This window comes from Bacillus sp. MMSF_3328 (genome assembly GCF_030733525.1).
GTDB classification, from domain to species: Bacteria; Bacillota; Bacilli; order Bacillales; family Cytobacillaceae; genus Bacillus_AB; species Bacillus_AB infantis.
On record NZ_JASHIV010000017.1, the window covers coordinates 68,222 to 89,634 of the forward strand.

Annotated in this window: 23 protein-coding genes, 3 tRNA genes and 1 riboswitch; of the genes, 6 read left to right on the plus strand and 20 right to left on the minus strand. The window is 46.8% G+C overall.

Features of this window, described 5'->3' with window-relative positions; translation table 11 throughout:
* Nucleotides 1-84: 84 nt before the first annotated feature.
* From RBB45_RS20735 to RBB45_RS20745, 3 genes are all read left to right on the plus strand, one after another.
* Nucleotides 85-1,131 (plus strand): lactonase family protein, encoded by a 1,047-nt coding sequence (locus RBB45_RS20735; protein ID WP_009795707.1) that lies wholly within the window; start codon nucleotides 85-87, stop codon nucleotides 1,129-1,131.
* Between the two features lie 727 nt (nucleotides 1,132-1,858).
* Complete coding sequence (locus RBB45_RS20740; protein ID WP_306010290.1) at nucleotides 1,859-2,416, plus strand: tyrosine-type recombinase/integrase; 558 nt, start codon at nucleotides 1,859-1,861, stop codon at nucleotides 2,414-2,416.
* An 18-nt stretch (nucleotides 2,417-2,434) separates the two neighbouring features.
* Entirely contained in the window at nucleotides 2,435-3,931 is a 1,497-nt protein-coding gene (locus RBB45_RS20745; protein WP_009795703.1) for a potassium/proton antiporter, read from the plus strand.
* A gap of 73 nt (nucleotides 3,932-4,004) precedes the next feature.
* On the opposite strand, the gene RBB45_RS20750 is transcribed toward RBB45_RS20745, so the two are convergent.
* From RBB45_RS20750 to RBB45_RS20770, 5 genes are all read right to left on the minus strand, one after another.
* A complete protein-coding gene (locus tag RBB45_RS20750; RefSeq protein WP_022543234.1) occupies nucleotides 4,005-5,228 on the minus strand; it encodes a dicarboxylate/amino acid:cation symporter in 1,224 nt (407 codons plus the stop codon).
* 74 nt (nucleotides 5,229-5,302) lie between these two features.
* Nucleotides 5,303-5,440: riboswitch (cyclic di-AMP (ydaO/yuaA leader) on the minus strand.
* 72 nt (nucleotides 5,441-5,512) lie between these two features.
* Nucleotides 5,513-6,334, minus strand: a complete 822-nt coding sequence (locus tag RBB45_RS20755; RefSeq protein WP_022543233.1) for an undecaprenyl-diphosphate phosphatase — start codon at nucleotides 6,332-6,334, stop codon at nucleotides 5,513-5,515.
* An 86-nt stretch (nucleotides 6,335-6,420) separates the two neighbouring features.
* Complete coding sequence (locus RBB45_RS20760; RefSeq protein WP_009795699.1) at nucleotides 6,421-6,588, minus strand: twin-arginine translocase TatA/TatE family subunit; 168 nt, start codon at nucleotides 6,586-6,588, stop codon at nucleotides 6,421-6,423.
* 29 nt (nucleotides 6,589-6,617) lie between these two features.
* Nucleotides 6,618-6,959 (minus strand): hypothetical protein, encoded by a 342-nt coding sequence (locus RBB45_RS20765; RefSeq protein WP_009795698.1) that lies wholly within the window; start codon nucleotides 6,957-6,959, stop codon nucleotides 6,618-6,620.
* Between the two features lie 126 nt (nucleotides 6,960-7,085).
* Complete coding sequence (locus RBB45_RS20770) at nucleotides 7,086-7,709, minus strand: histidine phosphatase family protein (RefSeq protein ID WP_224952211.1); 624 nt, start codon at nucleotides 7,707-7,709, stop codon at nucleotides 7,086-7,088.
* 137 nt (nucleotides 7,710-7,846) lie between these two features.
* On the opposite strand from RBB45_RS20770, the gene RBB45_RS20775 reads away from it, so the two are divergent.
* On the plus strand, nucleotides 7,847-8,545 hold the full coding sequence (locus RBB45_RS20775; protein WP_306010291.1) for a DUF421 domain-containing protein: 699 nt from the start codon (nucleotides 7,847-7,849) through the stop codon (nucleotides 8,543-8,545).
* An 89-nt stretch (nucleotides 8,546-8,634) separates the two neighbouring features.
* Here the strand turns inward: RBB45_RS20775 and RBB45_RS20780 are convergent, their stop codons facing one another.
* On the minus strand, nucleotides 8,635-9,270 hold the full coding sequence (locus RBB45_RS20780) for a FusB/FusC family EF-G-binding protein (RefSeq protein ID WP_306010292.1): 636 nt from the start codon (nucleotides 9,268-9,270) through the stop codon (nucleotides 8,635-8,637).
* 109 nt (nucleotides 9,271-9,379) lie between these two features.
* The gene (locus RBB45_RS20785; RefSeq protein WP_129614019.1) at nucleotides 9,380-9,658 is read right to left on the minus strand and encodes a CD3324 family protein; all 279 of its coding nucleotides are present in this window, start codon (nucleotides 9,656-9,658) and stop codon (nucleotides 9,380-9,382) included.
* Nucleotides 9,659-10,459: 801 nt separating this feature from the next.
* Here RBB45_RS20785 and RBB45_RS20790 point away from each other — a divergent pair.
* Nucleotides 10,460-10,843, plus strand: a complete 384-nt coding sequence (locus RBB45_RS20790; protein ID WP_035403454.1) for an SET domain-containing protein — start codon at nucleotides 10,460-10,462, stop codon at nucleotides 10,841-10,843.
* A gap of 23 nt (nucleotides 10,844-10,866) precedes the next feature.
* On the opposite strand, the gene RBB45_RS20795 is transcribed toward RBB45_RS20790, so the two are convergent.
* From RBB45_RS20795 to sigW, 9 genes are all read right to left on the minus strand, one after another.
* The gene (locus RBB45_RS20795; protein WP_009795689.1) at nucleotides 10,867-11,145 is read right to left on the minus strand and encodes a DUF3784 domain-containing protein; all 279 of its coding nucleotides are present in this window, start codon (nucleotides 11,143-11,145) and stop codon (nucleotides 10,867-10,869) included.
* 12 nt (nucleotides 11,146-11,157) lie between these two features.
* Nucleotides 11,158-11,520, minus strand: a complete 363-nt coding sequence (locus RBB45_RS20800; RefSeq protein ID WP_022543228.1) for a hypothetical protein — start codon at nucleotides 11,518-11,520, stop codon at nucleotides 11,158-11,160.
* Nucleotides 11,521-11,522: 2 nt separating this feature from the next.
* The gene (locus tag RBB45_RS20805; RefSeq protein ID WP_129614017.1) at nucleotides 11,523-11,735 is read right to left on the minus strand and encodes a helix-turn-helix transcriptional regulator; all 213 of its coding nucleotides are present in this window, start codon (nucleotides 11,733-11,735) and stop codon (nucleotides 11,523-11,525) included.
* Nucleotides 11,736-12,175: 440 nt separating this feature from the next.
* On the minus strand, nucleotides 12,176-13,978 hold the full coding sequence (glmS, locus tag RBB45_RS20810) for a glutamine--fructose-6-phosphate transaminase (isomerizing) (protein ID WP_224952215.1): 1,803 nt from the start codon (nucleotides 13,976-13,978) through the stop codon (nucleotides 12,176-12,178).
* Between the two features lie 444 nt (nucleotides 13,979-14,422).
* Complete coding sequence (glmM, locus tag RBB45_RS20815; protein WP_022543227.1) at nucleotides 14,423-15,772, minus strand: phosphoglucosamine mutase; 1,350 nt, start codon at nucleotides 15,770-15,772, stop codon at nucleotides 14,423-14,425.
* A gap of 36 nt (nucleotides 15,773-15,808) precedes the next feature.
* On the minus strand, nucleotides 15,809-17,143 hold the full coding sequence (locus tag RBB45_RS20820) for a CdaR family protein (RefSeq protein ID WP_129614015.1): 1,335 nt from the start codon (nucleotides 17,141-17,143) through the stop codon (nucleotides 15,809-15,811).
* Nucleotides 17,136-17,963: a diadenylate cyclase CdaA gene (gene cdaA, locus RBB45_RS20825; RefSeq protein WP_009795682.1), complete on the minus strand. Its 828-nt coding sequence runs from the start codon at nucleotides 17,961-17,963 to the stop codon at nucleotides 17,136-17,138. The genes RBB45_RS20820 and cdaA overlap by 8 nt, the downstream gene beginning before the upstream one ends.
* 227 nt (nucleotides 17,964-18,190) lie before the next feature.
* Entirely contained in the window at nucleotides 18,191-18,829 is a 639-nt protein-coding gene (locus RBB45_RS20830) for an anti-sigma factor family protein (RefSeq protein WP_035403448.1), read from the minus strand.
* 69 nt (nucleotides 18,830-18,898) lie between these two features.
* Nucleotides 18,899-19,462, minus strand: a complete 564-nt coding sequence (sigW, locus tag RBB45_RS20835; RefSeq protein ID WP_009795680.1) for an RNA polymerase sigma factor SigW — start codon at nucleotides 19,460-19,462, stop codon at nucleotides 18,899-18,901.
* Between the two features lie 186 nt (nucleotides 19,463-19,648).
* Here sigW and RBB45_RS20840 point away from each other — a divergent pair, with 186 nt between their 5' ends.
* A complete protein-coding gene (locus tag RBB45_RS20840) occupies nucleotides 19,649-19,807 on the plus strand; it encodes an aspartyl-phosphate phosphatase Spo0E family protein (RefSeq protein WP_022543224.1) in 159 nt (52 codons plus the stop codon).
* A 36-nt stretch (nucleotides 19,808-19,843) separates the two neighbouring features.
* Here the strand turns inward: RBB45_RS20840 and rocF are convergent, their stop codons facing one another.
* From rocF to RBB45_RS20860, 4 genes are all read right to left on the minus strand, one after another.
* Nucleotides 19,844-20,740, minus strand: a complete 897-nt coding sequence (gene rocF, locus RBB45_RS20845) for an arginase (RefSeq protein WP_009795852.1) — start codon at nucleotides 20,738-20,740, stop codon at nucleotides 19,844-19,846.
* 311 nt (nucleotides 20,741-21,051) lie between these two features.
* Nucleotides 21,052-21,127, minus strand: a tRNA-Ala gene (locus RBB45_RS20850).
* 6 nt (nucleotides 21,128-21,133) lie between these two features.
* A tRNA-Gly gene (locus RBB45_RS20855) sits at nucleotides 21,134-21,208 on the minus strand.
* 52 nt (nucleotides 21,209-21,260) lie between these two features.
* Nucleotides 21,261-21,333 (minus strand) — tRNA-Lys (locus RBB45_RS20860).
* Between the last annotated feature and the right edge of the window lie 80 nt (nucleotides 21,334-21,413).

The window sequence follows — 21,413 nt, forward strand, 5'->3', positions numbered from 1 at the left end:
GCTTTTTCACAATGCCCTGCTGAATAGACTGAAAAGGTTCATGCTATAATAGAGGCAATTCCGCACTTTGAAAGGAGAATTAGTATGAAGGACCATATTTTTTCCGGATTTATTGGCACCTACACAAAAGGCGACAGCAAAGGCATTTATTCTTTTGAATTGAATACAGAAAACGGCAGGCTCGATAATGTCAAGCTCGCCGCAGAGCTTGAAAACCCTACATATGTGACAGTCAGCGAAGATAAAACACGCCTTTATTCCGTCGTAAAGGAAGGGGCGAAAGGCGGCGCAGCCGCGTTCTCCATCAGCGATGACGGCGGGCTTACGGAACTGAACCGTCAGCTGTCTGACGGTGCATCTCCATGCCATATCAGTGTAAATAAAGACTCGGACTATGCAGTGACTGCCAATTACCATAAAGGTACAATTGAAGCCTACGGACTGACGGGGGAAGGTTCCCTGCTTTCAGCTTCATCGGTTGCCCAGCATGAGGGTACAGGTCCAAACCCAGACCGCCAGGAAAAGCCGCATGCCCATTATGCAGGTTTTACGCCAGATGGAAAATTCATTGCAGCCGTTGACCTGGGTACAGATGAAATCATTACCTATGAGTTAAATGATGGAGTGCTGAAGGAAGCGGCCACACTGGATGTAAAGCCTGGCAGCGGTCCGCGGCATCTTGTTTTCCACCCGGAAAGAAATATTGCCTATGTGATGACAGAGCTGAGCTCCGAGGTAATCGTGCTCGAATACAGCCCGAATGACGGCAGCTTCAAGGTAATGCAGACAGTACCGGCCATCCCTCAAACATTCCGGGAAAATAACCAGGGAAGCGCCATCCATATCTCTTCTGACGGCCGCTTTGTCTATGCCGCCAATCGCGGACATGACAGCATCGCCGTATACTCTGTGAATGAAGAAACAGGCAAGCTGGATTTCATCGAGCATACTTCAACTGAAGGAAACTGGCCGCGCGACTTTGTGCTCGATCCTTCAGAAAGATATATCGTTGCCTCCAACCAGGAAACCGGAAACCTCACTTTGTTTGCCCGTGACGCACAAAGCGGCAGGCTATCCCTGCTGCAGAAGGATGTTTCAGTTCCTTACCCTGTATGTGTGAAATTCTTATAAGAAGCTTTTAAAAAGGGATATGCCCGTTATAAAAGTCTTCATAAGCGCATGGATGTTAACATCCATGCGCTTATTATATGGTCCTGATCACCATGTTGGCTGTAAGGTTACCTGGCTGAAAAAAAAGGGCGTCCTATATAAGAAAGCAACAGGCTTCTGATGCACGCCAAAAAAAATCCTGCACTTGCAATGAAGGCCAATGCCAATAGAACCCGTTCATTAATAGGCAGCTCAAAAATAAGGCTTATACCCAGCAAAAGGATACACAGCAGGCCATTTACTCCAAACAGAATACCCCAAAGGATATCTTTTACACTCTGATAAATCCTTCTTCCTTTCACGTATTTGATATAAAGGAAACAAACCATACATGCACCTGTCATGAAAATCACAGTGTTTATAAAAGGCAGGGAGGTACGTTCTTCCCAAGGCATATCAATGATGACCATGTTTACGTAATAAGTTAGATTAAAACCAATCATAAAGAGGACAGTATAAAAAAACACCACCCACTCACTTATATAAATAATAGGCATAAAAAACTTCTTTAACATGGTTCCTCCTTTTATAAGAGCCGGGCTTTTTTTCTATCGTAACAAAAATTATTTTTAATTTCATGTTATTTCCAAATAGATAGAACTCATCGGATGCCAAAGCAGGTTCTATTCTTTTCCATGTTACATAACCATATGCTATAATAGGATTAAGTTACATTGGAGGTGATTTAATGAAAACAGTCGGTGCAATAACTGACAAACAAAAGATCCTGATTATGAAAGAGTGGCTCCAATCCCGCTCATCCAGGGATTATTGCTTATTTCTGCTTGGCATCAACACCGGAATACGCATTAATGACCTGCTTCATCTGCAGGTAAAAGATGCTGCAGATGAAAGCGGAACTATTCTTTCCTATTTGCATACCTCTGAAAATTGCTTCCCCCCTATCTATTTCAATCTGCAGGTCCGCGAAGCCCTCCACAAGTGCATCAAGGAGAATGGCCTCAAAAGGGAAGACCCGCTCTTTAAGTCAAGGAAGTCCCATAATTCAATCACAAGAGTTCAGGCGTACCGGATCATTAATGAGGCTGCCAGGGCCGCAGGCATTGAAGAGCCTGTCGGCACACACACTTTAAGAAAAACCTTTGGCTACCATGCCTATTCAAAAGGCATTGCCGTGTCGCTGATTCAAAAGAGGCTTCAGCAATCATCCCCATCAGAAACCTATAGCTATCTGGGGATTTCACCTAAGAACCCCCCATCTGTCACTCTCGACGTCAATTTATAGAAAAAGGAGCTGATATCCATGATTAATGTTTTGCATACAGATACATTCATCCTGCTTGCAGCCATTCTGTTTATCACCGGCGTGCTGACTACTAAATTCTCCTCACGGCTTGGCGTTCCTTCCCTCGTGCTGTTTATGGCAGTCGGGATGCTTATGGGCAGCGACGTACTGGGCATCATTTATTTCGACAATGCCAGCACAGCCCAAATGATCGGTGTCCTTGCTTTGATCATTATCCTGTTTGAAGGCGGCCTCCAGACTAAGTGGAAAACACTGCGCCCTGTTGTCCTCCCATCATTGTCACTCGCCACCCTCGGCGTCATCCTCACATCCGGAATTGTTGCAGCCGCAGCGAAACTCATTCTGGGGACAGGCTGGCTCGAATCAATTCTTTTCGGTGCCATTGTCGGATCAACGGATGCTGCTGCCGTCTTCGCTGTCCTCAAGGATAAGAATATCGATGAACGGATTGGCGCCACTCTTGAAGCAGAATCAGGCTCCAATGATCCGATGGCTGTCTTCCTGACAGTCGCCATGATTGAATTGATCACCCTTCCGGAAGCAAGCATCTGGTCCTTGATCGGAACCTTTTTCCTCCAGATGAGCATTGGCCTCCTGTTTGGACTGATCTTCGGCAGATTGGCCGTGTTTGCCCTTAACCGCATCAATCTTGATTCAGGCGGCCTCTATCCTGTCTTTGCCACAGCCTTTGCACTTTTAACATATGGAATTACAGCCTTTGCGAGCGGAAGCGGCCTTCTTGCCGTCTATATCGCTGCCATTATCATCGGAAACATGGAGCTTGCCTACAAGCACACCATCTTCCGCTTTTCTGAAGGATTTGCCTGGATGATGCAGATCATGATGTTTGTGATTCTCGGCCTGCTGGTGTTCCCTTCCGAGCTGTTCAGCCTGGATATATTCCTGAAAGGCATCGCCATTTCTGCAATCCTTATATTGATTGCAAGACCTGCAGCCGTCTTCTTGTCCACTATCAGGATGGGATATAAAACGAACGAACTCATTTTCCTTTCCTGGGCCGGACTTAAGGGAGCCGTACCAATCGTATTGGCCACCTTCCCTCTTCTTGCAGGAGTTGAGGGAAGCCAGCAGATCTTCAATGTCGTCTTCTTCGTCGTCCTGACCAGCTGCCTCATTCAAGGCTCAACGATTACAGCACTCGCAGCGAGACTCAAGCTGACCGGACCGAAAAAAACGACGCCTATGCATTCGCTTGAGCTTGTGTCCATCGGAAAGGCCGATGCAGAAATGATTGAATACGAAATGGAGGATGATGCCCAGATCATCGGGCAGACCCTGATTGATATCCCGTTTCCTAAAGGTGCGCTTGTGAATGCCATCATCCGCAATGATGAACTGATTACCCCGGCCGGCAGCACCATCATCCTTCCAGGGGATGTGCTGTATATCCTCGCCAGCCGCAAGAGCAAACCGCAGCTCAAGAAGCTTCTTCTGCAGAAAAAAATAGAAGAAGCGGCCGAACCGACTGCGTAGTACTTCCCGCGGTTCACCCGTTCCATCAAAAAATACCGTCCTTCATCCGGACGGTGTTTTGCTTTCCCTATTATCAGGTTAACTCCCTGTTTTTCTTTTTCTCAGATTCACCGACGATGACTGCACAAGCGGCATCGCCTGTAATATTGACGGCTGTTCTCGTCATATCAAGAAGCCTGTCGATCCCTATGATCAGGGCGATCCCTTCAACAGGAAGGTTAACAGACTGAAGGACCATCGCCAGCATGATCAGGCCGACACCCGGCACGCCTGCTGTTCCGATGCTCGCAAGCACAGCTGTCAGAACGACTGTCACCAGCTGGGTGAACGTCAGATCAAGGCCATATACCTGCGCGATAAAGATGGTGGCCACACCTTGCATGATCGCTGTTCCATCCATATTGATCGTGGCGCCAAGCGGCTGAACGAAGCTGCTCACCGATTCAGGGACCTTCAAGTTCTTCTGGGCCACATTCATGGAAACCGGAAGTGTGGCATTACTGCTCGATGTACTGAAGGCCACGCTCATTGCAGGGGCAAAGCCCTTGAAGAATTCAAATGGATTACGCTTTGCCAGAAAGTATACTGATGACCCGTAAGTCACAAGTGTATGGACGATCAGCGCTGCAAGGACCACACCCATGTACAGCCCCATCGCTTTAATCGCATCTACTCCCTGAGTGCCGACTGCCGATACGATCAGGCCGAAGGTTCCATACGGAGCAAAACGCATGATCAGGTTCACAAGATACATCATCAGTTCATTCCCCTGGTCAAACAGCTTCAGGACCCCTCTGGTTTTCTCGCCAAGCATGGTTAGTGCAAAACCGATGAAAACAGAAAAGGTAATGATCTGCAGCATGTTTCCTTCTGTAAATGCCTTAATCGGGTTTGTCGGAATGATATTCAGCAAGGTGTCTGATACTGGCGGCGCCTCCTCCGCCTGGAACTCCGCGCCGGTAGTATCAAAAGTTCCTACAGTTCCCGGCTGGAATATATAGGCGAATGCGATCCCTATGATCAAAGCCATACAGGTAGTCGCCAAAAAGTAAGAAATTGTCTTCAAGCCAATCCTTCCAAGCTTCTTCGGATCGCCGAGACCGGCGGTGCCAAGCGTGATGGAGAAGAAAACAATCGGCACAACGAGCATGTTGATCAAGTTGAGGAATATTTTCCCCAGCGGAGTGAACAGGTAGGTGTTCAGTGTTTCAAATAAATCCGGGGAATATAAGTTCAATAATAAGCCGACAATGCCCCCCGCAATCAGAGCGATGATAATCTTTGTTGATAGTTTCATCATGCAAGCCTCCTTAATCGAATTTTTAGCATAAAAAAACACAGAGGGCGAGACCTCTGTGTTTGAACGCAGACTTGTCCTCTCAATAACGCTTACGAGGTTAGCTGTCGGATTCGGGCTTTGAGAGTGCCCTACCTGTAAAGGATTCACCCCGAGGCATGTGTATGCCGGTTGGATCCCCCGCTCTTTAAAAGATTAAGCGCATCTTTCGATAAATTTTTTTTAATTTTACTCTATGAACCTAGCTTCTGTAAATATTTAAATACTGGAACTGTACTTTAGCCTCACAGAAAAACAAAATAAATGACTGCCGCCAGGATAATTCTGTAAATGGCGAACGGCACCAGCTTGATTCTGTTGATGAGCGCCAGGAAAAAACGGATTGAGGCCAGGGCGAACACAAAGGCACTGATGAAGCCGACAATGAAGAATGGGATGGCATCAGGCGTGAAATACTCCCAATTTTTCAAGAGCGACAGCCCGCTCGCTCCAAGCATGACAGGCACCGCCATAATAAAGGTAAAGTCAGAGGCTGCCCTATGGCTGAGTCCAAGCAGCACCCCGCCCGAGATTGTGGAGCCTGACCGTGAAAAGCCCGGCCATAAAGCGATGCATTGGAACAATCCAATGAGGATTGCCTGCCGGTAAGTGATCTTGTCCACTGTCTCAATGGCCGGCTTCCTCTTTGAATAATAATCAGCTGCAATCATAAGCAATGCTCCAGCCACAAGGCCGATTACCACTGTATTGACAGAGAACAGATACTTATCTATATAATCCTCGAACAGAAGCCCAAGAACCGCAGCAGGCAGCAGGCCTGCAATCACCTGCGTAAGCTTCAGCCTCGGTCCATCCGATTGTTCCTTCCCCCCTTTACCCAGCCCGAGGAGCTGGATAAACCGGTCCTTGAACACAATCACCACCGCAAGGATCGACCCAAGCTGAATGACAACCTTGAATGTATTGGCTACTTCCTTCGAGAAAAGCTCTTTGGATTTTAATAGAATATCGTCCACTATAATCATATGGCCCGTAGACGAAACGGGCGCGAACTCAGTGAGACCTTCAACAATGCCCAATATCAGGGCAACAATCATCTCTTTCATCATTTTCCTCCAGAACAAAACAGCTGCCCCGCATGCAAAAGCTTCTAATATGAGCTCTCACTCGGCGGAGCAGTCCTGCCATCTATTTATTTATCTTTCTCTTTATCATCTTCCATGATGCCTTTTGTTGCCTTTTTGAATTCACGAAGCGTATTGCCGGCTGCCCTGCCAAGCTCAGGAAGCTTTTGCGGACCAAATATTAGCAGCGCAACAAAAACGATGATCATGATTTCCCCAAATCCTAAATTCCTCATCTATGCACCTCTTTTTTTCAGATTAATTTTTATCCATCACTAACAGAGGAGGAGATAAAAAACTTAGAATGAAAAAAGACCGGCGTAAGCAGGAACCTCAATTTTTCCAGCATGATATCCATCCGGAAATACCTTCTATAAAGCAGCATGCCGGCCGGCGCTGCCAATAATGGAAGATACGGGGCTGTTCCCAGGAGCTTCCCTTTTCGCTCAAAAGGTTTTTCTTTCGAAAAAGCCTTGCCCTCCTCCAGTACAATCATTTCAAAACGCTTGTCATCGCCCGAAAGCAGGCTCGAGAAAGGGTCATGACCTAGTCCCCATAAACTATAAACACTGATTGCAAATAGGAAAAGGAGATTCATTCCCGCCATAGTGTCTTCCCTTTCAGTTTGATAGAATTATCATACTTCGTCCGTCCCGGTTTGGAAAGACCGAAAATTGAGAAACGAGCCCCTTTTTATGGAAAAAAGAAAAGGAACAGACTATCCTGCCCCTTCCTATCTCAAAAATTCATCAGGCAAATGACGCTGGCTGTTCAAAAACATGGCCACTCTTCTTTTATGATCCAGCTTGAACAAATGAACACCGGTATCTCCTGTAGCAAAGAGCCGGGTGCTGGTATTGGGCAGTCCAAGCAGCGCCAGGATCAGCATGGAAATCAACCCGCCGTGCGAAACCGCAGCAATCCGCTTGTATCCTTTTTGTTCAGCATCATCCAGCAGCTCTGACAATACAGTTTCGGCACGGAATCTCATTTCAAGCATCGACTCCCCCTTCTCGATGCGCACATGCGGCTTTCTGCCCTCAGGCGGTTCTGGATAACGGATGCCCGCTTCCTCCCGGGACATCCCGGCCAGAACCCCATTATTGAATTCCATCAGCCTTTCATCCGTCTTCAGCCCGCACCCTGCTCTGTCAGCTGTAATAACCGCTGTTTCATAGGCCCTTTTCAGCGTACTTGCCCAGATGATATCTGGAGGATAGTGTTCGGTGATAAACTCGGCAAGAAGGCCCGCCTGCCTCCTTCCCAAACCGGTCAGCGGAAAATCCGCCCTGCCCTCGTGGACGTTCAGCAGGTCTGCTTCTGACTGGCCATGGCGGATCAGCAATAATTCAAGCATACAATCCAACCCTCTTTCTTTTTTATGTATAAAAAGATGTCCCACTGCCAAAATAAGGATGCATCTTGGCAGGAGAACAGATTAGTCAGCAAATCAAATACTTTTTTGCAGCCAATAAAAACTAAACGAGGTGTAACGTGAATATTTCGGAATTGCTCATAAGGATCTCTGTTTCATTTCTTGTCCTTTTTCTACTAGCCAGACTGATGGGGCGGAAAGAAATTGCCCAGATGACCTTTTTCAATTTTGTCTCAGCCATTGCCATTGGATCTATTGCAGCCAACACAGTCCTTAACCCGAATGTGGCCCTTCGGAGCGGCGTCATTGCACTCACCGGCTGGGCAGTATTCACCATTCTCATGGGTTATCTTGATATCAAATCCCGGAAAGCAAGATTACTCCTGGAGGGCCAGCCGCTGATTGTCATAAAAGACGGCAAGGTGATGGAAGATTCCCTCCGCAAAGCCAGACTGGATATAGATGCTTTGAATGCCCTGCTTCGGCAGAAAAATATCTTCTCTATCTCTGATGCCGACTATGCAGTGTTTGAAACAGACGGCAAGCTGTCGGTGCTTAAAAAAGAAGGAAAACGCCCGCTGACGCAAAGCCATGCAGCCCAGGGGAACCCGGTGCCTAAAGATGCCTATCCGGTCGGCACCGCCGTCATTTCCGATGGCCAGCTTGTCTCCCGGAATCTTGACGGCTTAAACCTTTCCCAGGAATGGCTTGAAGACCAGCTCCAGCAAAGCGGCGCCTCCCTGTCTGATGTCTTTTACGCTGAAGTTCAGCAGAATGGCACCCTTTATGTTGACTATAAGGATGATCAGCTTCAATAACGGGAGAAAATACTCTTCATAACTTACTGCGGCGCGGGCTTTACTGCAAAGACAGGGACCTGTAGCCAGGCCCCTGTCTTTCATTTATGCTATCTCACCAGCTCTACAAATTGCTCCAGCTTCTCAAGGCTGGTCAGGTTCTGATTGCACATCATGCTGTCGCTGCAAATATAATTGCCTTTTCTTACGTAAGTCCCTTGAACGGCGCCTTTCTTTTGGGAGACAAACAGTCCTGCCTCTCCATGTTTGCCGCATATGGAACAAATCCCTTTTTGGCTGATCGGCTTGAAGGTTCCCGTCAGGCCGGCAAGCTTATTTTTATACAGCACGGCCATATACCTTCTCCCAGTGCCTTTGTCGTCCCAGGAAAAGTAGGAAAGACCTTTCTGCTCCTCCAGCCCGGCTTCAGGCACCTTCAGCTTTTTAGCCTTGGGAAACAGCTTCCTGGCTGCCTGTTCGCCCATTGCCGGAAATGGGATGATATAAGCCTGCAGGCCTTCCAGGAACCGGTCTGCATCTGTCCTGTCCTTTATATCAGGCAACGGGGCAAGAAGCTCCTCCTGCTCAGCAGTGAGCTCTGGAAACAGTGCTTTAGCCTTCTCGGCTGTGATGGCTCTCAGTGCATTCAGAACCCCTTTATCATTTACTGAACTGTGCCCGTTCACAAGGTGGGCTGCCTGTTCTTTTATAAAATTATACTGGTCGTTCCGGATAAAGTGTTCCATTTCATTCACTCCTATTCTGTCCCGGATCAGGCTGTTGATTTCTAAAGACAATTATAAGAAAAATCAGCAGCTGGGAATAGGCTGAGAATGACTCTGAACCAAAGTGTACCTACTGCCTGCGCTTCTGTTTTGAATAGACTATTTTTTTGATTGTTTCATTGGCCAGGAAGTATTCTTCCGCCAGCACTTCGACCGGCTTTCCGTTCCGGAATGCCATCCTGATTTCCTCATTGCGTGCATCAATCTGCTTCCGCCCTCCGGAGGACTCCCCCCACTTTAGCCGGGCAGCCTCAGGCTTCGGAATATAAATCATCTCACCTTGAATATATTTCTGGATCTCCGCTATCAGCTCTTCAGGCAAAACAGCAGCTGCTTTTACATAGCTCATTTCGGCCAGCTCCTTATTTTAATGGTTTCTTAAATAAGGGGCAAAGCCAGTAATAGAAATGAGATTACATTGTAAGGGCGATTATATGAACCTTCTCCCCATGCAAAGTATCGCCTTTCCTCTTACAGGCTTTGCATGAGCCGCTCCAGTATCCGGCAGCCGGAATATTTCTGCCATTTTATCCACCTCCCGATTACCCTGATTTTGGTATTTATTATAGTACAATTCGGGTGTGTCTGCATGTTTTTTGTGAGAACAGGCTGCATGCTCTGCGGCTGTCCCTGTGCCTTGAGGAACAACAAAAAAAGCATGGAAAGAGCAGAAGCCCTTTTCCATGCTTTCTTATTCTAGCAGCAATTGCCCGTATTCCCCAGCAGTACAAGGCCTTTCTTGTCTCCGCTAAGATCAAGGACCAGATCCTCTACATTCGGTTCAATGATCGGATCGATTGCCACCGTGATTTCATTGATTGTTGATACATTATCGTCCTCTTCCGGCTCATCCAGAGCCAGTCCTACTTTTGGCTGTCCTCAGCCATAGCCTGCGAAATATATGCGGATATTGCGGGCATTTTCTTTTTCAAACATCTGCTTTAAAATATCGCGTGCCTGATCAGTGATTTTCATCTGCATTTCCTCCTTTGCTGCTGTTATTATTACTTTACCACACAAACACCCGGGCTGGTATCAAATCAGCTCCACACAGCCCTGGGACTGTCATCCAATTGCTTCCTGCGATTGCATTTTTGCCCCAACACTGTCAGACTAGGATTGACAGATTATGAAGGCGAAGGTGAAAAGCTTGATTGAAGTTAGAATCTCAAACATTACCGATGACGAAACCAATAAAGGTGTGTTCGCTACCCGTGATATCAAAAAGGGAGAGCTGATCCACAGGGCTCCGGTACTTGCATATCCAAATGAAGAACATAAATATATTGAAAAAACGAGGCTCGCCGACTATGTATTCGAGTATGGGACGAACCATTCTGCCCTTCTCCTTGGATATGGAATGCTGTTCAACCATTCCTATGAGCCGAATGCCGATTATGAAATCAGTTTCGAGAATCACTCTTTTGATTTCTATGCTTACAAGGATATTAAAAAAGATGAAGAAATCATGATCAACTATAACGGCGATCCCGATGATGATGCTCTACTATGGTTTAACGGAGGAGAAGAATAAGGAGGGGCAGCTTCCCTCCTTATTCACTCTGCCATCCTGCTGTTCACATAAAATACGAGCCCCATCATAATGGCTATACAGAGCATGATCAAAAACTTCGGTGAACCCACTCCCAGAATACCGCCGATAATAAGAACGATGCCAAGAACCGCTTCCGTTCCCCCTACTAAATGGGCCAGTTTGTTTTTATCCCTTACCCTTTTTTCATTGAACCCCGATAGAAGCCACGTCATTTTCTTAACTCCTACCAGAAAACCAAGCACAAGAAAAATAGTTCCAAAAATAATTAAATCCTGATTCATTGATTCATCTCCTTATAATTTCTTCACTATGGCCGGAATAATATAAAACGGAATAAATAGAGTTGCCAGCAGATAAATTAAGATTGTTTCTTTGTCCAGGCCGATCGCTGCCGAACTGGCAGTTTCCAAACACAGCAGCACGATTAAAATAAAATTCAGCAGATAGATGCTCCGCAGTGACCATTTTGCAATGTTGGCATTTACCCTGTCATCAAACTCGACTTCCTCTTCCTTCATACGCACCCTCAACATTTTGGCCAGGGCCACAAGGACAATTCCACATACCAGTAAAGTCCACTTGAAGATGCCGTCATCCATTAGAAACAAAACGAAAACAAAGGAAAGGACGGGCAGATAAGTAAACAGTATTCTCATAATCATTCCTCCATCCAGAATAGCTTCTCAACGGATGTATCAAGGGCAGCAGCAATCAGCAGGCAGACCTTAATGGTTGGATTATACTTCTGCGATTCAATCAAATTCATCGTCTGACGGGTCACCCCGACAAGCTTTGCCAGGTCTCCCTGCGTCAAGTTCCCTTTTTCCATCCTTGTAATCTTTACCGCATTCTTAACCAGAATTTCTTTCAAACACGCGCCTCCCACCAATATTGCCTTTTTCTGTTACTTAAATTGTAACATATAATTTACTTTTGTCGTATATATATGACAAAATTCTTTGGGAATTTTTAAAATAATGTGTACAGTTCACTTTTGCCTCTTCTATGCGATGCAGTATATCTTTATAGCCCATTATTCAAACGTTCAATTAAATCCTCACATCCTTGCAGCAGCAGTCCATTGTTACCCTTAGTCAAACGTTTGATTAAAGTCTCATACACTATTGCATCAGCAGCCAGTTGCTTTCCTTCATCAAACGTTTGATTAAACCTTGGATACTGTGACAGCAGTACAATTGCAGCCCTTAATTAAACATTTGATTAATACCTTTACATTTCCACACCTATGCAAAAAGGAGGCATCCTGAAAGGAGCCTCCTTAGACAAACTATATATAATCCTTACTTCCGCTTATTCAACCGTAACAGATTTAGCCAGGTTGCGCGGTTTGTCTACATCGCATTCGCGGTGCAGGGCAGCATAGTAAGAGATCAGCTGCAATGGTATAACAGAGATAAGAGGTGTTAACAATTCATTTACTTCCGGGATCACGAAGCGGTCTTCTTCCTGTTCAAGACCCTTCATGCTGATGATGCATGGGTTGGCGCCGCGGGATACAACTTCCTTGACGTTTCCTCGGATGCTCAGGTTGACGCTTTCCTGTGTAGCAAGGGCAATGACCGGTGTACCGTCCTCAATCAGGGCGATGGTACCGTGCTTCAGCTCTCCGCCGGCAAAGCCTTCAGCCTGGATATAAGAGATCTCCTTCAGCTTCAGTGAGCCTTCAAGCCCCACATAGAAGTCGATTCCCCGGCCGATGAAGAAAGCGTTGCGTGTTGTTGCCAGATATTCGCGGGCAATCGCTTCGAATTCTTCTTTGCCGTCACAGAGGACCTCCATAGCATTGGCAACGATGCCAAGCTCCTGAACCAGGTTAAATGGCAGTCCAAGTCCTTTGCTCTTCGCTGTTACTTCTGCCAGGATGGCAAGAACAGCCAGCTGGGCAGTATATGCTTTTGTTGAAGCAACTGCAATTTCAGGACCTGCATGAAGAAGCAGCGTGTAATCAGCTTCACGGGAAAGGGTTGAACCCTGAACATTCGTGATGGTCAGTGCTTTGTAGCCCATCTCTTTGATGTTCACAAGCACGGCACGGCTGTCTGCTGTTTCACCGCTCTGTGAAATAAAGACGAATAGCGGCTTTTCTGAAAGAAGCGGCATATTGTAGCCAAATTCGCTGGCAATATGGACTTCCACCGGAATCTTAGCCATTCTTTCGATGAACTGCTTGCCGACCAGTCCGGCATGATAAGAAGTACCAGCTGCGATGATGTAGATCCGGTCGCTTTCATTCATCGCATCAAGGATGTCCTGATCGATGACCAATTCACCATTTGCATTCTGGTATTTTTGGATGATGCGGCGTGTCACAAGCGGCTGCTCATCAATTTCCTTCAGCATATAGTGAGGGTATGTGCCCTTTTCAATATCGCTTGCATCAAGCTCTGCTGTGTATGGATTTCTGGCAATGATTTGGCCGTCCATATCCTGGATCATGACTTCGTTCTTTTTAACGATGACGATTTCTTTATCCATCAGCTCGACATACTGATCTGTCACCTGAAGCATTGCCATTGCATCGCTCGCAACCACATTGAATGTGTCGCCAAGACCGACAAGAAGCGGGCTCTTGTTCTTCGCTACAAAGATCGTTTCATCATTCTGCTCATCAAGGAGCGCCAATGCATAAGAACCCTTCAGCAGGCGCAGTGTCTTGCGGAAAGCATCTTCTGTTGCTTCCCCTTCATTTACGAACAGCTCAATCAGCTGGACGATGACTTCTGTGTCCGTATCGCTCTGAAGCTCTACACCGCTCAGAAATTCGCGCTTCAGCTGGTCATAGTTTTCAATAACACCGTTGTGTACGAGTGTGAAGCGTCCGCCCGCACTCTGGTGGGGATGGGCATTCTTTTTGCTCGGTACACCATGAGTCGCCCAGCGCGTGTGTCCGATCCCGGTGTGGGCTTCCACATCTCCATCAACGATGCTGCGCAGGTCGGCAATGCGGCCTTTTTCCTTGAAAACATGAACACCGTTTTCGTTCATGACCGCGATCCCTGCTGAGTCATAGCCTCTATATTCAAGCTTTTCCAAGCCTTTTAATAATACTTCCTTTGAATCAGTGTTTCCGATATAACCTACAATTCCGCACATACTTCTGTGTCCTCCCTAATAAAGGGGGCAAGAAGCCTTTTTTAGAGGGCATACTTGCCCCCTTATCTCTAGTTTTTGTTTGTTCAGAAGCATATCCCTCTCTTTGTCCACCAAGTTGCCTTGATGCTTTAAAGAAGGATTTTCGGTTGTGCTTGCTCAACCGGGAGGCATCCGCCGAAAAATCGATAAACCTCCTCCTCGTCAACTAGCCCTCTCATGGCTAGTTCAGGCGCTTTAAAAGTATACCCTGACGACCCACCTTTCTATTATTGAATATGCTTTGCACAATGGTTTGCAAAAACAGGATAATCATACATCACTACGTGAGAATCCGTCAACTGATATCATAAAAAATACACATTTTCCCATGAAGCTTTGGGGCTCCATATAAAAAAATATGCATAGAGGCGCCAAAGCGTTCCTCTATGCATATCTTCCCTTCCATTACTCCTTTAAACCCATTTCCTCGCGGACAACAGCGGCTATGCGTTCCACATACGCCTCACACTGCTCCTTTGTTGGCGCCTCAGCCATTACACGGACCAATGGCTCAGTGCCGGAAGGCCTGACAAGGATGCGTCCGTTTCCGTTCATTTCATTTTCAACCTCTGTAATCACGGCATGAACCTTATCGTTGTCTGTTACATGGTGCTTGTCTGTAACTTTAATGTTGACGAGCGTCTGCGGGAACTTCTTCATTTCATTCGCAAGCTCTGACAGCGGCTTCTTGGTCGCTTGCATGATATTGGCAAGCTGAAGGCCAGTCAAAAGTCCATCACCGGTTGTGTTGTAGTCAAGGAAGATAATATGGCCGGATTGCTCCCCGCCAAGGCTGTAGCCCTCTTTTTTCATTTCCTCCACCACATAGCGGTCTCCGACTGCAGTCTGGATGCTTTCAATGCCGTTTGCTTCAAGCCCTTTGTAGAAGCCCAGGTTGCTCATGACTGTGGATACAACTGTGTTATGCTTCAGACGGCCCTGCTCTTTCAGGTATTTTCCGCAGATATACATGATTTGATCTCCATCAACGATGTCGCCATTTTCGTCTACAGCAATCAAACGGTCTCCGTCGCCGTCAAAAGCAAATCCGGCATCTGCCCCTTTTTCCTTTACAAAGGCCGAAAGCGCTTCAGGATGGGTCGATCCTACGCCATCGTTGATGTTAAGACCGTTAGGGGATGCGCCCATTGTCGAAAGGTCGGCATCAAGATCTGCAAACAAATGTGCTGCCAGTGAAGATGTAGCACCGTTCGCACAGTCAAGCGCAATATGTATGCCTGAGAAGTCTTCATCAACACTTTGCTTCAAATATTGAAGATATTTCTGTCCGCCTTCAAAATAATCATTCACCTGGCCAAGGTCTGCCCCTACCGGACGCGGAAGCTCATCTTCTGCCTTATCCATGAGAGCTTCAATTTCCAGCTCCTGATCATCTGAAAGCTTAAAGCCATCTGGCCCGAAGAATTTGATCCCGTTATCAGCTACAGGGTTGTGGGAAGCTGAGATCATGACACCTGCCTGTGCACCAAGGGCTTTTGTCAGATACGCTACTCCAGGCGTTGAAATGACGCCGAGGCGCATAACTTCAGCTCCAATGGAAAGCAGTCCTGCTACAAGGGCTCCTTCCAGCATATGCCCTGATATGCGTGTATCGCGGCCGATCAATACTTTTGGGCGTTCCTCATTCTTTGTTAGCACATATCCGCCAAACCGGCCCAGTTTAAAAGCCAGCTCCGGGGTTAACTCACTGTTTGCAATCCCTCGTACTCCATCGGTACCGAAATATTTACCCATTAAAAATCGCTCCTTCTAACCATAGTGACATTATATTTAAGCTTCTTCATTCTTTTGAGTGATAGAAATCTTTACTGTTTCTCTTGATAGCTTCCAGCTTACATTATCGGGGCCAGTCACCTTTACAGGCACATTATGCTCCCCTTCTGACAGGCTGCTTGCATCGACGAATATATTGAAATCTGCAGAACCAAGGCCATTGACCACACCGACCGGCCCCTGGACAGACAGATTTGTTCTCCCTGATCCATCAGCGAAAGCAGCGGTATATCCTTCTGCTGCCCCAGTCAGGTCAATCGGAAGGTTCGAGAAGGTTTTGGTTTCATCCTTCTCTGTTTCTTCCGCAGGAGGAGTCGCCGTCTCAGCTTCATCTTCTTCTGCTTCTGAGCCGGCGTCCTCCTGATCTTCCTGACTTTCAGCTGTCACATCCACGGAAGCCTCTACTGTCTTCGGATCGACAGATGTGATGCCGTCCGGGATGATGACCGGAAGGGTCTGAACACCATCTTTGGTGATCTTGCCCAGGTCAATCTCAACCCTAACTCTTTCCGTCTGGCCGAGCGCTTCTTCGCTTCCGGTGATTCTCGCCTCAGCTGTATCCAGATCAATACTGTTAAGCGTCACACCCGAAGGCAGTGAACCTTTCCGGACGACATCGATCGGCACGGTCTTAGCGAGGCTTTTCACAGACACGGTAACCTCTACCGTCTCTGGATCGACAGCTACATTCAGCTTATTCATATCCCTGTCGAGCACCCTGATGCTTGCAGCTCCTGTGACAGATTCCTCTATCGGACCTTTGACATCGAGAGCTGCCTTCACATAGCTGATGCGGTCGACTACGTCCTTGGCACCCGTTATTTTAACAGTTTCAGGCTTAACAGATGGTGCTCCGGATGTGAATCCGTCTCCAAGCAGGGACTGGTTGAATTCAGGCTCTACCTTGAACTCCTTCGTTACTTTCTCCTGGATAGAGACTGTAGCATATAACGGATCGACTGTTACATCGAGGCGATCCGAAATGTCCCTTACAAGGATCCGGACCTGCTTTTCGCCAACTTCAGCATCAGATAAATTTACATATACTTCAAAGTCCCGCTGCGTCTTGGCGATCTGGACATGGCTTTTCGGCCCTGACACCCTCACATCCACAGTATCCGGAACTCCGGTGACGACAAGATTATCGGTATCATAATAGGATTTGACCGGGACATCTTCAATCAGCTCAGTGTCCTGATCCCCGGGAACATTAACCTCGCCCGATTTGTCGGATCCATCATAGACAGCATCAAAAAGGAGCAAAGCCAGCACAAGGGCTACAGCTTTCATGAACCACCTGTTGTCCACCAGCTTATCAATCAGCTTATCCATTTTTCTTCCCCCTCCAATTCCAGCGGGCTGAAGAAGACTGTTTCGCCTTCTGGCTGACAATCAATTCATTGGATAGGAGCTCCTTGAATGCCTCAGAGCTCAGGCTTCTGTGAAGCTCACCGTTTTTAGTCAGTGAGACGCTTCCCGTTTCTTCAGATACAACGATGGTAAGGCTGTCTGTGACCTCACTGATTCCCAGGGCGGCCCTGTGCCTTGTGCCAAGTTCCTTAGAAATGAACGGACTCTCAGACAGCGGCAGATAGCAGGCTGCAGCTTCCACACAGTTCCTCTGGATAATGACCGCCCCGTCATGAAGAGGTGTATTCGGGATGAAAATATTGATCAGGAGCTCTGATGATATTTTTGAATTCAGCTGAATGCCTGTTTCTATATAATCGCCCATCCCTGTTTCTCGCTCAATCGAAATCAGGGCGCCAATCCGGCGTTTAGCCATATAATCAACGGCCTTTGTAATGGAATCCACCATCTTTTCCTGTTCATTTTCTTCCTGGGAGCTGCTTCTCGAAAAGAATCTTCCCCTCCCCAGCTGCTCAAGCGCCCTCCGGAGCTCAGGCTGGAAGATGATGATAATGGCCAGGACCCCCCATAGCAGAACCTGTTCCATCATCCAGCCAAGTGTCTGCAGCTGGAATTTATCGCTGATCACCTTGACGATCAGAATGACAAAAATCCCTTTCAAGAGCTGTACGGCCTTGGTGCCCCTCACAATCATGATCAGTTTGTAGATGACGTACCAAACAAGGAGAATGTCAACAATATTAGCCAGGTATTTCAAAATTGAGAAATCTGCAAACGACATTATCCCTTCCTCCAAATATATTTTTCCAAAAAGCATAAGCTTTGTTTTCAATGTATGTAACTCACATATTATATCATAAATACTCTGAAAACCAATGATATGGACATGGGATATATTGCAAAGCTCTTGGCGTGCCTTCTCATTCATCTAAAAGAAAATCCCTGCCAAATGAATATCGGCTCAGCCGGATATTTCTAGTTTGACAGGGATTTGCTCTCTCTATTCAATCAGCCTGCTGCAGGCTCTTTTTCTTTCTCATCGAACACATTCACAAGATCTTTGCCAAGGCTCTTGATATGATACCAGAGCCACTCAAACACTTCATTCACTTCCTTGATATCACCAGTCACCTGGCCTGCAGAAGCCATATACTGCTCTCCATTGATGACGGTCACATCGCCATCGACCTGGCCTTCGATTTTTATCTTGCCATTGCGGACAATCACATCACCCTTGATTACTTCACCTTCCGGTACGATGACCGTGTCATTCTGGACGATCAGGTTCGGCTGTTTGGAGACCGAAAAATTATGGTCCTTATTCCAGGTGGAGACGACACTTCCCATCATAAGGATGAGGAACAGGGAAGCAGCAGTAAGCAGGGGATGATGCCTGAACCAACGCTGGAAGCCCACCTGCTTCTTTTCTTTTGGAAGCTTCGCCATCACACCAGCTGTGAAGCCTGACGGAGCTTGTATATGTGAAGTGCTTTGCACCAGTGCAATAGCTCTCTTTAATTCATGAAAATAAGAGCGGCATTCGTCGCAGCTGCTCAAATGCTCCCTTAATTGCTGTTCATGCTCGGCTGAGATCTCTTCATCTAGATACTCGTGCATATACTCGACAATCTCTGCTGGACATTTCAAAGTTCTCACCCTCTTAAAATGATAAGCTGAATTCATTTTTGCAAAAGAAGATGGCATAGCCATTCATCTCTACACATGACGCAGCTGCTTTCTTAAAGCTTCCCTGCCCCTGTGTATGCGGGTCTTAACCGTCCCGAGCGGCAGGTCCATAATCTCGCTTATTTCGTTGAGAGAAAGCTCCTCGATATATTTCAGCACAATTACTGACCTGTATTTTTCAGGAAGCTTGGAAATTTCGTTTTGAATGGTTTCCTGAAGCTCCAGGCTCTCTACATCTTCCTCGGGCAGTCTGGTATCCGCTGCAATCTGCGAATACATCGTCAATCCGTCCGTCCCGGCAACCTCCGCATCCAGAAAATAGTCGGGCTTTTTCTTCCTGATCCGGTCAATGCATAAATTGGTTGCGATTCTGTACAGCCAGGTGGAAAACTTCAGGTCGATATTAAAGCTTTGAATATTAACATATGCGCGCAGGAAAGCCTCCTGTGCAATATCCTCCGCCTCATGGCGGTTGCCGAGCATACGGAAACAAAGCTGGAACACCTTGTCTTTATAAATTTCCACAATTTCCCCAAAAGCATTCTGGTCGCCTTTTAATACCTGTTTGATCCTTTTCTTTACGATTGCTTCCATTTCTATTTACCTCCGCTCTAATGCGGCTATACGATATTACGGATCGATAGCGGAAAAGGTTTCGTTTTTTATATAAAATTTCTCAATAACTATTATTTTAACAAAAATTTACTTCTTCATGTTTAAAAAGTTTTAAATGGGGTATAAAGGGACTAATTAAGCTGAGGAAAAGGCAGGTTTTTTTGAATGGGCATTCAAGAACTGTTGCAGGATATTGAAAAGTGCCGCAAGGAAATGGTCCAACTGGCTTCCCGTACCTCTTTGTCCAGCCATCATGTAATTGAAGCCAGTACAAGGCTGGATTCATTGCTGAACAAATACAATCATCTGGTCAAAAAACGGTAACTTGAAAAATCAAGTTACCGTTTTTTGTTTCTTTCTTTAAAGGAGCTTTTCGCCGAAAAGCGATCCCATCAGCGCAACGGCTACAGATGCCGTCTTATTCTTGTCATCGAGGATCGGATTGACCTCCACGAACTCAGCGGAAGTGATCAGCTCCGCTTCTGCAAGCATTTCCATCGCCAGGTGGCTTTCACGGTAGCTGATGCCTCCTATGACTGGAGTCCCCACGCCTGGTGCATCGTTGGGATCCAGCCCGTCCAGATCCAATGATAAATGAACCCCATCAGTCCGGTCCCTCAGATACTCAATTGCTTCTTCCATCACTCTTGCCATCCCGAGCCTGTCAATCTCATGCATTGTATATACTTTGATGCCCTTCTCCTTCACAAGCTCTTTCTCACCCTCATCCAGGGCCCTTGCTCCGATGATGACGATGTTCTCAGGCTTTACCTTCGGTGAGTAGCCCCCAATCCCGGTCAGAAGCGGATGGCCGATGCCCAGCGAAGCTGCCAGCGGCATGCCATGGATATTCCCGGAAGGCGATGTTTCTGCTGTATTCAGATCTCCATGGGCATCATACCAGATGACGCCGAGGTTTTTATAGTGCCGCGACACACCTGCAAGCGTCCCGATGGCAATGCTGTGGTCCCCGCCTAACACAAGAGGGAATGAACCGCCCTTGATTACTTCATCAACCTTTTCTGCCAGCTGGCCGGTCTTATCTGCAATAAGCTCAAGATTCCTCAGATTGGTATCTGGATCTATCTCCACCTCCGGGCGTCCAATCGCTATATCACCCAGATCATGAATGTGCTCAAATAAAGATTTCAGACGTTCATTTACACCGGCATAGCGGATAGCACTTGGCCCCATATCAACTCCTCGCCTCATTTGCCCAAGATCCATCGGCATCCCGATAATCGATAGTTTCTTCATCTCTCTATGTTCCTCCTTCACCCCTGTTCTGCTTTCATTTTAACCGCTTTCAAAGCAATGACTCAACTCGACAAAATCATGCATATATATGCGTACTTTTCTGAAAAATCAAAAGGATAAAAAGATAGAGGTAAATTCCTGGGGAATCTGCAGTAAGAATTATAACGAAAATGGCATGATCCACCCGCGGATAACACATGCTGCTGCAGATTTAGATTCGCTGTTCATGTACAGCTGTTAGAAGTTATAACGTTTTTAAACATAAAAAAACCTTAAACCCGGCAGAGTTTAAGGTAAGATGTATGTAGTAATGGTGGAGCCTAGCGGGATCGAACCGCTGACCTCCTGCGTGCAAAGCAGGCGCTCTCCCAGCTGAGCTAAGGCCCCGTATATTGGAGCGGAAGACGGGATTCGAACCCGCGACCCCCACCTTGGCAAGGTGATGTTCTACCACTGAACTACTTCCGCATTCATTAAGACAAACCTTAGGGTATAAAACCTAAGGCATGCCCTGCTATGATGAGCCATGAAGGACTCGAACCTTCGACCCTCTGATTAAAAGTCAGATGCTCTACCGACTGAGCTAATGGCTCAAAAAATGGCTGGGCTAGCTGGATTCGAACCAACGCATGACGGAGTCAAAGTCCGTTGCCTTACCGCTTGGCTATAGCCC